This window comes from Nocardia sp. NPDC019219, from assembly GCF_040632645.1.
GTDB classification, from domain to species: domain Bacteria; phylum Actinomycetota; class Actinomycetes; order Mycobacteriales; family Mycobacteriaceae; genus Nocardia; species Nocardia sputorum.
In genome coordinates, this window is the sequence record NZ_JBEYCG010000002.1 from 101097 (window position 1) to 113434 (window position 12338).

Here is a 12338-nt window from a genome sequence, read left to right on the forward strand (position 1 = left end):
CACACGACGCGATGCGGCGAGAAGGAGGACGTCCCACCCGATGAGTGCCGAGGACCTCGAGAAGTACGAAACCGAGATGGAGCTCTCGCTGTATCGCGAGTACAAGGACATCGTCGGTCAATTCTCGTACGTGGTGGAGACCGAGCGCCGCTTCTATCTGGCCAATTCCGTGGAGCTGCGCCCGCAGAACGCGGACGGCGAGGTGTACTTCGAGGTGCGGATGAGCGACGCGTGGGTCTGGGACATGTACCGCCCGGCCCGCTTCGTCAAGCACGTCCGGGTCATCACCTTCAAAGACGTCAACATCGAGGAGCTGGAGAAGCCGGACCTGCGGCTGCCCGAGTGAGCCTGCCGTTCAGTTCCGCACAGCGACTCGGTTATCAACAGACTTTCCATTTCCCCAGGTCGACGGCTCTGACCTGATCCGATTCCGGCGCACGCTGGCCGGGTGACAGACAGACAGGCGCTCGGCGCACACGGGGAGGAACTGGCGGCGGCATTTCTGCGCGCCGCGGGAATGCAGATCGTCGCCAGGAACTGGCGTTGCCGATACGGCGAACTCGATGTGATCGCCACGGACGGGGACGTGACCGCGTTCGTGGAGGTCAAGACCCGTTCCGGCGTGGGATACGGTACTCCGGCCGAGTCGGTCACCTTCGCCAAGCAGCAGCGGATTCGACGGCTGGCCCTGCTGTGGCTGGCCGAGAAGGACGGACCGTGGCGGCGCATCCGGTTCGACGTGGTGTCGGTGCTGGTGGCGCGTGGCCGCACACCGGTCATCGATCATCTCCGGGCGGTGTTCTGAATGGCCCTCGGCCGGGCGCACTCGGTCGCGGTCACCGGCGTGGACGGTCTGCTCGTCGAGATCGAGGCCGATATCGGGCAAGGCCTGCCGTCGGTCCATCTGGTCGGACTCCCCGATACCGCATTGCAGGAGTCGCGCGACCGGGTGCGCTCCGCGGTGGCGAATTCGGGGGAGAAGTGGCCCGACGGCCGGGTGGTCCTCGCGCTGTCGCCCGCGACATTGCCGAAGCTGGGCAGCGTCTACGACTTGGCGCTCGCCGTCGCGGTGCTGGACGCGTCCGGCTCGGTTCCCTGCGATCGGCTCGCGAAGACCGTGCTGCTCGGCGAACTCGCGCTGGACGGCCGGGTACGGCGGGTGCGCGGCATCCTGCCCGCGGTGCTCGCGGCCCGCAAGGCGGGCTGGTCCACCGTCGTGGTCCCGGCGGTGACCATGGCCGAAGCGGGACTGGTCGAGGGCATCGAGGTCCTCGGGGCGCGCAGCCTGCGTGCCGTCGTGGCCTGGCTGCGCGGGGAAGGCGCGCTCGACGAGCCGGACGGCGACCTGCCCGACACGGTGCGCCAAGGCGGCGATCTCAGCGAGGTGGTGGGGCAGGACGAGGCCCGCTGGGCATTGGAGGTGGCGGCGGCGGGCGGGCACCATCTACTGCTCACCGGGCCGCCCGGCATCGGTAAAACGATGCTCGCGCAACGTCTTCCGAGTCTGCTGCCACCCCTCACGGAGGCCGAGGCACTGGAGGTGACCGCGATCCACTCCATGGCGGGCACGCTGGCCGGTGACCATCCGCTGGTCACCGCGCCACCCTTCGTCGCCCCGCATCACTCCACTTCGGTGACCGCGATGATCGGCGGTGGTTCGGGGACCGCCCGGCCGGGCGCGGTCAGCCGGGCCCACCGCGGCGTGCTGTTCCTCGACGAGTGCGCCGAGATCGGCACGAAGGTGCTGGAAGCGATGCGAACGCCATTGGAAGAGGGAGAGGTGCGTATCGCCCGCCGCGACGGCGTCGCGCGTTATCCGGCTCGTTTCCAGCTCGTTCTGGCTGCCAACCCGTGCCCGTGTGCCCCGGCGCGCGATGTCGACTGCATCTGCGCGCCGCTGGCTCGCCGCCGCTATCTCGGCAAACTGTCCGGGCCGCTGATGGACCGGATCGATATCTGGGTGCGGATGCACGGGCAGTCCGGCGCGGCGTTCAGCACCGACGCCGCGGAGAGCAGCGAGGTGGTCCGCGGCCGGGTCGCCGTCGCGCGGCGCGCCGCCGCCGAGCGCTGGCGCGAGTACGGGTGGCTGACCAATGCCGAGGTTCCCGGCCACATCTTGCGCCAACGATTCCGATTGCCGCGGGAATCACTCGCGCCCGTCGAGGCCGCATTGCGTCTCGGTCGCATGTCCGCGCGGGGTGCGGACCGGGCCATTCGCGTCGCCTGGACGATTTCCGACTTGCGCGGCGGTGACCTGCCCACAGCACAGGACGTTCTGGCCGCTCTGAACTTTCGTCAGCGGGGTGCCCAATGAGCGCGATGATGCCCGCCGAAGAGGGGGCGGCAAACCCGTCTGCGGCGGTGACCGTACGCGGCGCCGCGGACGTTTCCGGCATTGTGGCGACGCGTGCTGCCAGGGATGTGTCCGCGACCGCGAATCCGCATGAGCCCCCTGCGGCCGGGGATGTGTCTGCCGGCACGGAGGTGTCCCGGGCTGCCGACCTGCCTGCGGCGGGAGAGGTGCCCGGCGGCAGGAGCGCGTGCGTAACTGCTCCCGCGTCGCCGGTCGCCGAGGTGCCTGCTGTCGGGGCCTCCGCTACTGCGGACTTGCCTATCGTTGCGGGCTTGCCTGTCGTCGGGGACTCGGCTGCCGTTGGATGCGCGCCTGTCGTCGGGGACTTGTCTGCCGTCGGAGGCGCGCCTGTCGTCGGGGACTTGTCTGTCGTCGGGGACGTGGCTGCTGGGGACCCGCCTGTAGTTGCGGACTTGCCTGTCGTCAGTGATTTGGCTGGTACTGAGGACGTGCCTGTCGTTGCGGACTTGGCTGTCGTCGGGGACTTACCTATTGCTGCGGACTTGGCTGTTGCCGCACATTTGCCCGCTGACTCGGACGCACCTGCCGCCCCAGACCTGCCTGGAGGCGGAGAAGTGTTCGCCGCGAATGCGCCTGCGGTTGCGCACCCGCCCGCGGTGGACGTACCGGCAGCGGCGAACGGGCGCACGGTCGCCGACTCGTGCGCGGTGGCCCGAGCGCCTGCGCTCGCGGATGGGCGCTCGGTGGTCCAGGTGCCCGCAGGCGGTTCAGGATCGCTGTCCGGCGAACCGGATGCCCGGCGGCTCGCATGGGTGTACCTGTCGCGGGTGGTGCAGGGGCCGTGTGCGCCGCTGTCGGCGCTCGTCGAGTCGGTCGGGGTGGTGGAGGCGGCGCGTGCCGTGCGCGAGTGCGCCCTCCCAGAACCGCTTCGCGGGCCCACGGCGCAGCGGAGCGGTGTCGACGTGGCGGCGCGGGATCTGGAGATGATCGAGCGGATCGGCGGGCGGGTGGTGACGCCGGACGACCCGGAGTGGCCCGCCTGGCGCATGCTCGGTCTCACACAGCTCGAGCCGGGCCGGGATCGCGACGGCGCGGTACCGCTGGTGTTGTGGGTGCGCGGTCCACGCTCGCTGCTGGAGTCCAGCGAACGGGCGGTGGCGGTGGTCGGCGCGCGGTGCAGCACCGGGTACGGCAATCGGGTCACGGGAGAAATCGCGGGCGATCTCGCCGCACAGGGGTGGACCATTGTTTCCGGGGCCGCCTTCGGGATAGACGGCATGGCGCACCGGGCAGCGCTGTCGGTAGAAGGCCCCACGATCGCCGTGCTGGCCTGCGGCATCGACCGGCCCTACCCGGCGCAGCACGAGCGCTTGCTGGCCGACATAGCCGAGTCCGGCTTGGTGGTCAGCGAATACCCACCAGGCGTCTCCGCGCAGAAGCACCAGTTCCTCGCCCGGAACCGATTGATCGCCGCCCTCGCCGACGGTGTGCTCGTGGTCGAGGCCGGGCTGCGCAGCGGGGCGCGTAACACCGTCAAATGGGCGCGTCGCCTGGGGCGTCCGGCGCTGGCCGTGCCGGGCCCGGTCACCTCGGCCGCTTCGGTGGGCTGCCACCGCATGATCCGCGACGGCGAAGCGCTCCTGGTGACCAGGGCGGAGGAAGTCGTCGACGAAGCGGGGCCGTTGCGGTTGTCGCTTCCCGGAGCGGCGGCCGCGGGCGGCAACTTGGAGGACCAGTTGGCCGGAGACGAGGCGCTGGTCTTCGCCGCGCTGCCGAGAATCGGCTCCCGGCTGCCACTGGAGGTGTCGCGGCAGTGCGGACTGCCCCTTCCGGCGGTGCGTGCGACCTTGGCCGCACTCGAATTGACGGGTCTGGTGGCCAGTGACGAAAACGGTTGGCACCGAACGGGGCGGCGCGGATGAGACCCTTCGGCGCGGCCGCTTGCCATCCGCGCCGCGGATCGGGACGGTGGAAGCATGGCGGAGTTGCCCGAAGACCTGGAAGCGCTGCTGGTGGAGTACGGCAGGCATCTGCGGCTCGGACGCAATCGCTCCGAGCACACCGTGCGCGCGTACCTGGGCGACGCGCGATCCCTACTGGAGCATCTGTACACGCGGTCGGCGGATTCGGCGATCCGCGAACTGGACCTGCTGTTGCTGCGTTCGTGGCTGGCCCAGCAAGCGGCGGGGGGCGCGGCTCGCACGACTGTGGCACGGCGCGCGTCGTCGGCGCGCACGTTCACGGCATGGCTCAGCCGGACCGGCCGGTTGCCCGCCGATCCGGGGCTGCGGCTGGGTTCCCCGAAGGCGCACCGCGTCCTTCCCGCCGTACTCGGGCGGCAACAGGCGCTGGGCGCCATGGATGCCGCGGAGTCCGGTGCGGCGCAGCGCGATCCGATGGCCCTGCGAGACCGGGCGATAGTGGAGTTGCTGTACGCCACCGGGATCCGGGTCGGTGAGCTGTGCGGCTTGGACGTCGAGGACGTGGACCGCGAACGGCGCGTGGTGCGCGTGCTGGGCAAGGGCAACAAGGAGCGATCCGCGCCGTTCGGCGTGCCCGCCGACGAGGCGGTCGGCAACTGGCTGCGCTACGGACGTCCGGCCTTCGCCACCGCCGAGTCCGGTCGAGCGCTGCTGCTCGGCCGCCGCGGCAGGCGTCTCGATCAACGCCAGGCAAGAACCGTTGTCCACGAGGTGATCTCGGCCATCCCGGGCGCACCGGATCTGGGTCCGCACGGTCTGCGGCACACCGCCGCGACCCACCTTCTCGAAGGCGGGGCCGATCTTCGTGTGGTTCAGGAACTGCTCGGGCACGCCAGTCTGGCCACCACGCAGCTGTACACCCACGTCTCCATCGACCGGCTCAAGAAGGTGCACGACCAGGCCCATCCCCGGGCTTGACCCGCGCACGGGTCACGGACCGATGTAGTAATGCACCCGAGCCTCCCGTCCATCCGCGGTACGCCAGCCGCCGGGCCCGCTGTGCACCTGCCGCCAACCGTGTCGCTCGTAGAGGGTGATCGCCGCCGTGCTGTCGGACGCCACCGTGAGGACGGCGCGCTGCCCCCAGCTCGCGGCGACGCGTGCGGCTTCGGCCAGCAATCGTGCACCTACCCCCGCTCGGCGGGCGGCCGGGAGGACATACAACCGGATCACCGAGACGACCGCTTCCGCGCCCGCCGATTCGCGCAGGACCTCCGGCGTGTTGTCACTCGTGCCCAGGCCGATGTGCCCGACTACGGTGCCGTCGCGGTCGGCGACGAGTGCCGCGAGGAGTTTGGGCGGCGCCAGCCAGCCGGCGGGGTCGGCAGGCCAGACCGCCGGATATCGGTCGACGTGGTGAACGTGCCGCAGGGCCGCGGCGCAGGCGTCGAGGTCGGCCTCGGTGCGCGGTCGGATGATGACGCTCATCCGACCATTCTGGGCCGTCCGCCTGGCCGGACCTGCATTATCCGACTGATTGGTCGGTTTTCTTGCTGATCACGTGCCCGAAGTCCGTTACCGGCTCACTCTGTGGCGAAGTAATCGAATCCATATGTTTCCGGCACGGAGAAAGGGCACCCTGAGAGTAGCGAATCGGTGCCCGCAGTTCCCGGCGTACTTCGAGTGTGGGAAGACGAACGATGTCTACGTCCAGCGGACCACAGGCCCTGCGTCGCGAACTGTACCCATTGGCGGGACGGTCCGCGTGGGAGCGTCCTGCTTCCATTTCGCCACAACCCGTCACGCCGGAAGGCGTGCGGGAAATCTCCCTCGACGGCGGCGCGTCCAGAATGACGATCGGGCGGTCCGGCGCGGCCGATATCATCGTGACTTCCGACCCGACCGTGTCCCGCCTGCACGCGATTCTGGAGCGCATCGGCGGATGCTGGACCATCGTCGACGACGGCTTGTCGAAGAATGGGACATTCGTCAATGGTGAACGCGTCGGCGGACGGCGGAAACTCGGTTCGGGGGATATGATTCGCGTCGGTCGGTCGGTATTCGTCTTCCGGGTCGCCGAATCCTTCCACGAGGAAATGACGCTCGCGCATTCCCCCCTGCCGACCCGCAATTCACTGACGCCGGCCCAGTATCTGGTTCTCGCGGCGCTGTGCCGCCCGTACGACGCCCGTGACGCCTATTCCTATCCGGCCTCCAACCGCCAGATCGCGGACGACTTGTGCCTGAGCCTTTCGACGGTCAAGACGCACATGCGTGCGCTGTTCCGGATATTCCAGGTCGAAGCCTTACCGCCGAACCAGAAACGCCTGTTCCTGGTCGAACGCGCTATCGAATTCGGTGTCGTCACCGATCAGGAAAGGTAAGGCTCCGGCCGGCTCGTCGAAGGGTTCCGGTTCGGTCAGATCGGTTGGAAACCCGCGCCCGCGCCGCCGCGCGCGTTGACGTCGGCGACGACCGCGGTGATGTCGGTGCCGAGTTGCGGGCCCAGGCACGGCACGGCCAAGTAGCCGCTGACCATGCCGACGAGTGTGGTCCCGACGACGAGCGGAGCGCCCGAATCGCCCTCGACGACACACGTCTGCGTCCATGTCGAATTGCCGCCCGTCAACATGTCGCCGTAGGCCGGTCCGCAGGTGCGGCCGGTCGTCCGGCCTTCCTTGCAGACCGTGTCCGGGGGCCGGGCGGGCCCGCCCAGGCCGGTGATGGTGGTGCCGCCCACCTGGTTGACCGGCGCGACCTTGCCGGGATCGAATTCGATCACGGAGTAATCCAATTCGCGGCTGGCATAGACGACAGTGCCGACGGTACCGGCGCCGCGATCGCTCTCGGGGACGATGGCGGCATTCGCGTCACCGCAGTGGGCCGCGGTGAACCCGACGAGCCGACCGCCGGTGTCGCGCCCGATGGTGGTGAGCGTGCAGATGTTCTGACCGCCGACGACGATGCCCGAGCCGCCACCCAGTACGGATGGCGTCTCGGCCTGCGCGGTCCCGGGTGCCCCGAACAGCGCCGTGACAGCGGCTGACGCCGCCGCAGCGCCCACGAGTTTCCTGAACTTGGTCATCCGGTAATTCAACCGCACTTATCCGGGCGTCACGATTGATTCCCGCATGTTCACCGGATCGGTGCTTCGGCAAGGCCGAAACGAAATCAGCAGAGCGCTGCGAAAGACGAACGCCTCGGGCTGGTCACAGCCCGAGGCGCACATATTGGAGCCCACTTCTGACGGATGCGGTCAAGCCGCGCAGACGAACACGGCAACCGCGTTGACCACCGGCGGAAGGAGCAGCAGAGGAGCGCAGAAAATGCCGAGCGGCCAAATCAGGCCCAATGTCGCGGGCTCGACCTGAGCCGGTACCGCGTTATCCGCCACTTGCACAGGTCCCGGTGCTACGTCCGGAGCAGCGGATGCGAAACCTGAACCGAGGGCGATGATCGGTGCGAGCGCTACCGCCGCCGCCGTTACACGCATTTTGTTCGTGATCATGATGTCTCCAGCGATTGATTGCTTCACCAGCCCTCGTTTGTTGAAGGCCGTCATTGTGAACACACATCAACTCTTCTCGGCGGGCGCGCGCTAGACCATGAGCCCGGGGGTCGGAATCATTCATACCGGGGGAACCGAGGAGACGTCGGAATCGCTATTCTGCGCAACGCACGCGGGTGTCGCACCAGGCGGGCCGCGACGGGGCGATGCGCACGCGCCTGCCCCGCGCAGCCCACCCGGCACGATCAGCCGTGCGCGACCGGAGCGGTTTCCGGTTGCCCGGCTGCTTGCGGCCGCCGGGCGCGCAGCAGCACCGCGCCGAGCAGGGCGGCGGCGATGCTGAATCCGGCGCTGATCCACGCGCCGGTGGACATGGCGGCGGTGAAGGCATCCTTGGCGGGCTCGATGTAGCCGAGCTGGAAGGCCGCACCGATGGATTCGCGCGCGGCGTCCGGGGCGTCGGCGGGCATGTGCGAAGTGAACACACCGGCTAGCACGCTGCCGAGGATGGCGATGCTGATCGCCATGCCCACCTGCTGGATCGTGTCGTTCATCGCGGAGCCGACACCGGCGTGCTGCAGCGGGATCGCGCTCATGATGGCCGCATAGGCCGCCGGACCCGCCAGTCCGCCGCCGACGCCCATCACCAGCATGCTGACCAGCACCCACAGATACCCGCTGCCCGCCGCCAGGATGCCGAAGGCCACGCCCATGACGAGCAGGCCGGACACGATCAGCGTCTTGTTGCTCAGCGTCTTGCCGAGCGTCGCGCCGAGGCCGTTGCAGACCGCCGCGGCGACGGCGTAGGGCAGCAGCGCCAGCCCGGCCTTCATCGGGCCGTAGCCGAGGACGAACTGCAGGTATTGGGTGAGCATCAGCATGACCGCACCCATGCCGAAGACCATCAGCAGCAGGGTGAAGCAGGTGCCGGTGAAGTCGCGGCTGCGGAACACCGCCAACGGCAGCATCGGATGCTCCGACCGGCTCTCCCAGACGACGAAGGCGATCGCCGCGCCGACCGCCAAGACGATCGCGCCGATGTTCCATTCCCGCTCGATGATCACGTAGACCGTCGCGCCGAGCGCCACGACGGACAGGACGACGCCGACCAGGTCGACCGGCCGCTGCTCCCCGGTGGTCTCCGGCATCAGCACGACAGCCGCGACGATCGCGAGCAGTGCCACCGGGATGTTGAGCAGGAACACCGAACCCCACCAGTAGTGCTGGAGCAGGAAGCCGCCGAGCGTCGGTCCGGCGACGATGCCGACCATGGAGACCGTCGACCACGCCGCCATCGCCGTGCGCCGTTCGTCCTCGGCGAAGGTGGTCATCAGGATCGACAAGGTCGACGGCATCAACAGCGATCCGCCGACGCCCATCGCGACGCGGGCCGCCACGACCTGCCACGGTTCGGAAGCCAGCACGGCGGCCAGTGACGCCACCCCGAACACGGCCAGTCCGGTGATCAGCGCCCGCCGCCTGCCGAACCGGTCGGACAGGCTGCCCGCGGTGAGCAGGAGCCCGGCGAAGACCAGCACGTAGGCGTCCAGAATCCACTGCACGTCCGACGGCGTGGCGCCGAGTTCACGGATCAGCGACGGGATCGCGAGATTGAGCACGGTGCTGTCGAGCATCAGCACGAGCAAGGACAGACAGAGGACCCCCAGGACCCACCACCGGCGGGGGTCTCGTACAACGTTCGATTCCACTCGCACAGCGTACGAGAAACTCGAACAGTGTGCGAGCGATTATAAGATCGTGTCGTGACCAAGCAGTTCGCGTCGGTATGGACCAAACAGCCGCGCCAGCCCAAGTCGTCCGGGCTGCGCCGCGAGCAGATCATCGCGGCGGCCGTCGAGATCCTCGACGCCGAAGGGCTGGAATCGCTGAGCATGCGCAAGCTCGGCGCGAAACTGGGCGCGGGCGCGACCAGTCTCTACTGGCACGTGTCCAACAAGGACGAACTGCTCGAGTTGGTGCTCGACGAGTTCTGGGGCCTGGTCCGGACGCCGGAGCCCGAGCAGACTTCCTGGCGCGAGTTGCTGAACACCTTCGCCTACAGCCTGCGCGCGACCATCAGGGAGCATCCCTGGATGGCGTCGCTGGTCGGGCAACTGCCCAGCATCGGTCCGAACTCGCTGCGGTTGAGCGATCGGCTGCGCCGCGCGTTCGTCCAGGCCGGTTTTCGCGGTGTGGACATCTATCTGGCCAGCGGGACGGTGATGTGTTTCGTCCTCGGTCAGGTGATTCCGGAGATCGCCTGGGACAAAGTGTCCAAAGGCATGGAGATCGACGCCGACGGCATGCTGCGCGTGATGGGGGAAGTGGCCGGCGACTATCCCGAGATGCTCGCGGACTATCAGGCGACCGTGCCGACCGACCAGGAGGCCGCACGCGCGATGGCGTTCGACTTCGGCTTGCTCTGCGTCCTCGACGGACTCGAAGCCCGTCTGCGTAACATGCCGGAATCCCGGCAGGAGTCTCCGGCGAAGGACACTGGTCGATTATGAAACGTGTTCTAAGAAAATGGGCCCGGGAGGCGGTATGGTGCCGATAAATTGAAACGTGTTCTAAGTGCGTGATCCGGTGCGGGGACCGCATGACGACGCGGCGCCCGGGCGCCGCTGCGCAGAAAGGCGTCGACATGAGCACGCACACCATTCTCGGCAGAGAGGTGCGCATGCCGGTTCGCATCCGGCTCGCGCACGCCTTCATGGCGACCTATCTGGTGCCCGCGGAGCCCGCGCAGCGCCTCATCGACTACTCCGGCCTGCGGATTCTCCGGCTTCCGGGCGGACGCGCGATGTGCACGCTGGTCTTCGTCGACTATGTCGACGGCGACCTGGGCCCCTACCACGAATTCGGCGTCTCCTTCATGGTGCGCCACCACACCGCGGCATCGGGGTCGGGCAATCTGAAGGCGCTGGTCACCGGCCGTGCGGGGGTGTTGATCCACCGGCTGCCCGTCGACGGCGATTTCACCCTGGCCGCGGGGCGCGGTATCTGGGGCTTCCCCAAGGAACTCGCCGAATTCGTGGTCGACCACGGCGGCCGGACGCGCAGTGGCGCGCTGCACCAGAACGGGCAGCTCATCGCGGATCTCACGGTTCGGCCGGGGTTCGCGACCCCGAACCGTGCCGCCGCCTCCTCGTTCGACGCCTACTCGCACATCGATGGCGTCACCCGCTGCACGCGCTGGGAGATGCGTCCATCCGGCATGCGAGCGCGTCTCGGCGGGGCGAGGCTGACCCTGGGCGATCACGAGATCGCCGCCGAACTCCGGTCGCTGGGCCTGCCGCGGCGCGCGTTGATGTCCTCGTCGGTGTCGCGACTGGCCATGACGTTCGAAGACGCGACCGCGATCTGACGCCGCTCGGTCGCGTAACCACCCGGTCACGGCGGGCGAGGAGCGTGGACGGTCCGGCGCGGCTCCGGTTAGCCTGACGTAGCCGATCGTTCGCCAAACGCTCAGTACGGAGTGTGCCCGTGACCGTCGCCGACCGGAAAGGTGTGGCTGAAAAAGGCTGTGAACAGGCCAGAGCGCGGGGTAACGGCCGGTTTGCGCGAGAAGTTCGCGATGCTGGACCCTCCCTCGAACTCCGGTTGCCAGCCGGATCGGGAACGTGCCGACTCGCACTCGGCCGCTCGAACACCGCCGCGATGGGCGTGTCCACCAGGGGCGCACGTCCAGCGCGCATACCGATATGGAGCGCGTTCCCGTGGCCGGTGATCGCCCGGCGCGCGTTCCGGTGGTCCGCACTAGCGTGGTTCGTCGTGACCACCGCGCAGTCCGGCATCACCCAGTGCACCGGGACATCGCTTCGCGCCAGAAGAGGCCACGCCGTTCGATGCGGGCGGGCCGGCGGCCCAGGACGCACGTGCGCGGGTAGGCGGCGTCTTCCGACCCGAACCGAGGCGGCGTGACGCTGCCGAATCCGGAAGCCGAATCGGAAGAGGGCGAAGAGGAACTCGACTACCGCTTCACGCTCGCGAACGAGCGCACGTTCCTGGCCTGGATGCGCACCGCGCTGGGGCTGCTGGCCGGTGGCGTCGCCGTGCACACGCTGGTGCAGTCGTTCCGGATCGGTGGGTTGCGGCGCGCTATCGCGCTGAGCTGCTTGGTCCTGGCGGCGGTCGTCGCGGTCGGTGCGTACGCGCACTGGCGGCGCGTCGGGGTGGCCATGCGGCGCGGCGATCCGCTGCCGGAGACGGTGCTGGTGCCGATCCTGTCGGCGGGCATCGCGATCGTTTCCGTGCTGGCGGCCGTGGCGGTGTTGCTGCGATGAGCGCGCCACATCTGTCCGCGGAACGCACCGCCCTGGCGTGGCGGCGCACCGCCGTGTCGGCGATGGTCGTCGGCACGCTGTTCACGCACCAGGCGCTGGGCAGCGGCTGGCGCGCGGCCGCGGTCGCGCCCGTCGGCGCCGCGATCGCGATGGCGGCGCTGGCCGGGGCCTGCTACCTGCGCAACCGGAGCCTGCGGCGGGGCCGCTTCGCCCATGGCGATCGCGTCATCGCCGCCACGGCCGCGGCGGTGGTCGTGGTCGCGGTGGCCGCCGCCGCGGGCGGTTCCCTCGATCCGCTCCCCTGAACG

Annotated in this window: 14 protein-coding genes; 10 read left to right on the plus strand and 4 right to left on the minus strand. The window is 69.0% G+C overall.

Annotated features, from left to right (window positions below; translation table 11 throughout):
• Window positions 1-40 precede the first annotated feature (40 nt).
• From ABZ552_RS04775 to ABZ552_RS04795, 5 genes are all read left to right on the plus strand, one after another.
• Window positions 41-346, plus strand: a complete 306-nt coding sequence (locus ABZ552_RS04775) for a DUF2469 domain-containing protein (protein ID WP_011210678.1) — start codon at window positions 41-43, stop codon at window positions 344-346.
• A gap of 102 nt (window positions 347-448) precedes the next feature.
• On the plus strand, window positions 449-805 hold the full coding sequence (locus ABZ552_RS04780; RefSeq protein ID WP_357435639.1) for a YraN family protein: 357 nt from the start codon (window positions 449-451) through the stop codon (window positions 803-805).
• Complete coding sequence (locus ABZ552_RS04785; RefSeq protein WP_357435641.1) at window positions 806-2314, plus strand: YifB family Mg chelatase-like AAA ATPase; 1509 nt, start codon at window positions 806-808, stop codon at window positions 2312-2314.
• 776 nt (window positions 2315-3090) lie between these two features.
• On the plus strand, window positions 3091-4236 hold the full coding sequence (gene dprA, locus ABZ552_RS04790) for a DNA-processing protein DprA (RefSeq protein WP_281880828.1): 1146 nt from the start codon (window positions 3091-3093) through the stop codon (window positions 4234-4236).
• Window positions 4237-4290: 54 nt separating this feature from the next.
• Entirely contained in the window at window positions 4291-5214 is a 924-nt protein-coding gene (locus ABZ552_RS04795; RefSeq protein WP_357435643.1) for a tyrosine-type recombinase/integrase, read from the plus strand.
• Window positions 5215-5226: 12 nt separating this feature from the next.
• Here the strand turns inward: ABZ552_RS04795 and ABZ552_RS04800 are convergent, their stop codons facing one another.
• The gene (locus tag ABZ552_RS04800; RefSeq protein WP_281878523.1) at window positions 5227-5724 is read right to left on the minus strand and encodes a GNAT family N-acetyltransferase; all 498 of its coding nucleotides are present in this window, start codon (window positions 5722-5724) and stop codon (window positions 5227-5229) included.
• A 260-nt stretch (window positions 5725-5984) separates the two neighbouring features.
• On the opposite strand from ABZ552_RS04800, the gene ABZ552_RS04805 reads away from it, so the two are divergent.
• Window positions 5985-6620: an FHA domain-containing protein gene (locus ABZ552_RS04805; protein ID WP_357435645.1), complete on the plus strand. Its 636-nt coding sequence runs from the start codon at window positions 5985-5987 to the stop codon at window positions 6618-6620.
• 35 nt (window positions 6621-6655) lie between these two features.
• Here ABZ552_RS04805 and ABZ552_RS04810 read toward each other — a convergent pair whose 3' ends face one another.
• From ABZ552_RS04810 to ABZ552_RS04820, 3 genes are all read right to left on the minus strand, one after another.
• The gene (locus ABZ552_RS04810) at window positions 6656-7321 is read right to left on the minus strand and encodes a serine protease (protein WP_281917699.1); all 666 of its coding nucleotides are present in this window, start codon (window positions 7319-7321) and stop codon (window positions 6656-6658) included.
• A gap of 171 nt (window positions 7322-7492) precedes the next feature.
• Window positions 7493-7798 (minus strand): hypothetical protein, encoded by a 306-nt coding sequence (locus ABZ552_RS04815; RefSeq protein WP_195083897.1) that lies wholly within the window; start codon window positions 7796-7798, stop codon window positions 7493-7495.
• A 191-nt stretch (window positions 7799-7989) separates the two neighbouring features.
• A complete protein-coding gene (locus ABZ552_RS04820) occupies window positions 7990-9453 on the minus strand; it encodes an MFS transporter (protein WP_357435647.1) in 1464 nt (487 codons plus the stop codon).
• A gap of 54 nt (window positions 9454-9507) precedes the next feature.
• Here ABZ552_RS04820 and ABZ552_RS04825 point away from each other — a divergent pair, with 54 nt between their 5' ends.
• The 4 genes from ABZ552_RS04825 (at window position 9508) to ABZ552_RS04840 (ending at window position 12335) form a co-directional block, all read left to right on the plus strand.
• Complete coding sequence (locus tag ABZ552_RS04825; protein ID WP_281878529.1) at window positions 9508-10254, plus strand: TetR/AcrR family transcriptional regulator C-terminal domain-containing protein; 747 nt, start codon at window positions 9508-9510, stop codon at window positions 10252-10254.
• A 134-nt stretch (window positions 10255-10388) separates the two neighbouring features.
• Window positions 10389-11111: an acetoacetate decarboxylase family protein gene (locus tag ABZ552_RS04830; RefSeq protein WP_281878530.1), complete on the plus strand. Its 723-nt coding sequence runs from the start codon at window positions 10389-10391 to the stop codon at window positions 11109-11111.
• A 553-nt stretch (window positions 11112-11664) separates the two neighbouring features.
• Window positions 11665-12030 carry a DUF202 domain-containing protein gene (locus tag ABZ552_RS04835; RefSeq protein ID WP_281878531.1) on the plus strand — a complete coding sequence of 122 codons (366 nt, stop codon included), beginning with the start codon at window positions 11665-11667 and terminating at the stop codon, window positions 12028-12030.
• Window positions 12027-12335 (plus strand): DUF202 domain-containing protein, encoded by a 309-nt coding sequence (locus tag ABZ552_RS04840; RefSeq protein ID WP_281878532.1) that lies wholly within the window; start codon window positions 12027-12029, stop codon window positions 12333-12335. Before ABZ552_RS04835 ends, ABZ552_RS04840 begins: the two co-directional genes overlap by 4 nt.
• Window positions 12336-12338: the final 3 nt, after the last annotated feature.

Excerpts from the sequence above, each read along its gene's own strand:
- ABZ552_RS04775 (WP_011210678.1), top strand. The coding sequence starts at position 41 with ATGAGTGCCGAGGACCTCGAGAAGTACGAAACCGAGATGGAGCTCTCG.
- ABZ552_RS04785 (WP_357435641.1), top strand. The coding sequence starts at position 806 with ATGGCCCTCGGCCGGGCGCACTCGGTCGCGGTCACCGGCGTGGACGGT.
- ABZ552_RS04795 (WP_357435643.1), top strand. The coding sequence starts at position 4,291 with ATGGCGGAGTTGCCCGAAGACCTGGAAGCGCTGCTGGTGGAGTACGGC.
- ABZ552_RS04800 (WP_281878523.1), bottom strand. The coding sequence starts at position 5,724 with ATGAGCGTCATCATCCGACCGCGCACCGAGGCCGACCTCGACGCCTGC.
- ABZ552_RS04810 (WP_281917699.1), bottom strand. The coding sequence starts at position 7,321 with ATGACCAAGTTCAGGAAACTCGTGGGCGCTGCGGCGGCGTCAGCCGCT.
- ABZ552_RS04815 (WP_195083897.1), bottom strand. The coding sequence starts at position 7,798 with ATGACGGCCTTCAACAAACGAGGGCTGGTGAAGCAATCAATCGCTGGA.
- ABZ552_RS04830 (WP_281878530.1), top strand. The coding sequence starts at position 10,389 with ATGAGCACGCACACCATTCTCGGCAGAGAGGTGCGCATGCCGGTTCGC.
- ABZ552_RS04840 (WP_281878532.1), top strand. The coding sequence starts at position 12,027 with ATGAGCGCGCCACATCTGTCCGCGGAACGCACCGCCCTGGCGTGGCGG.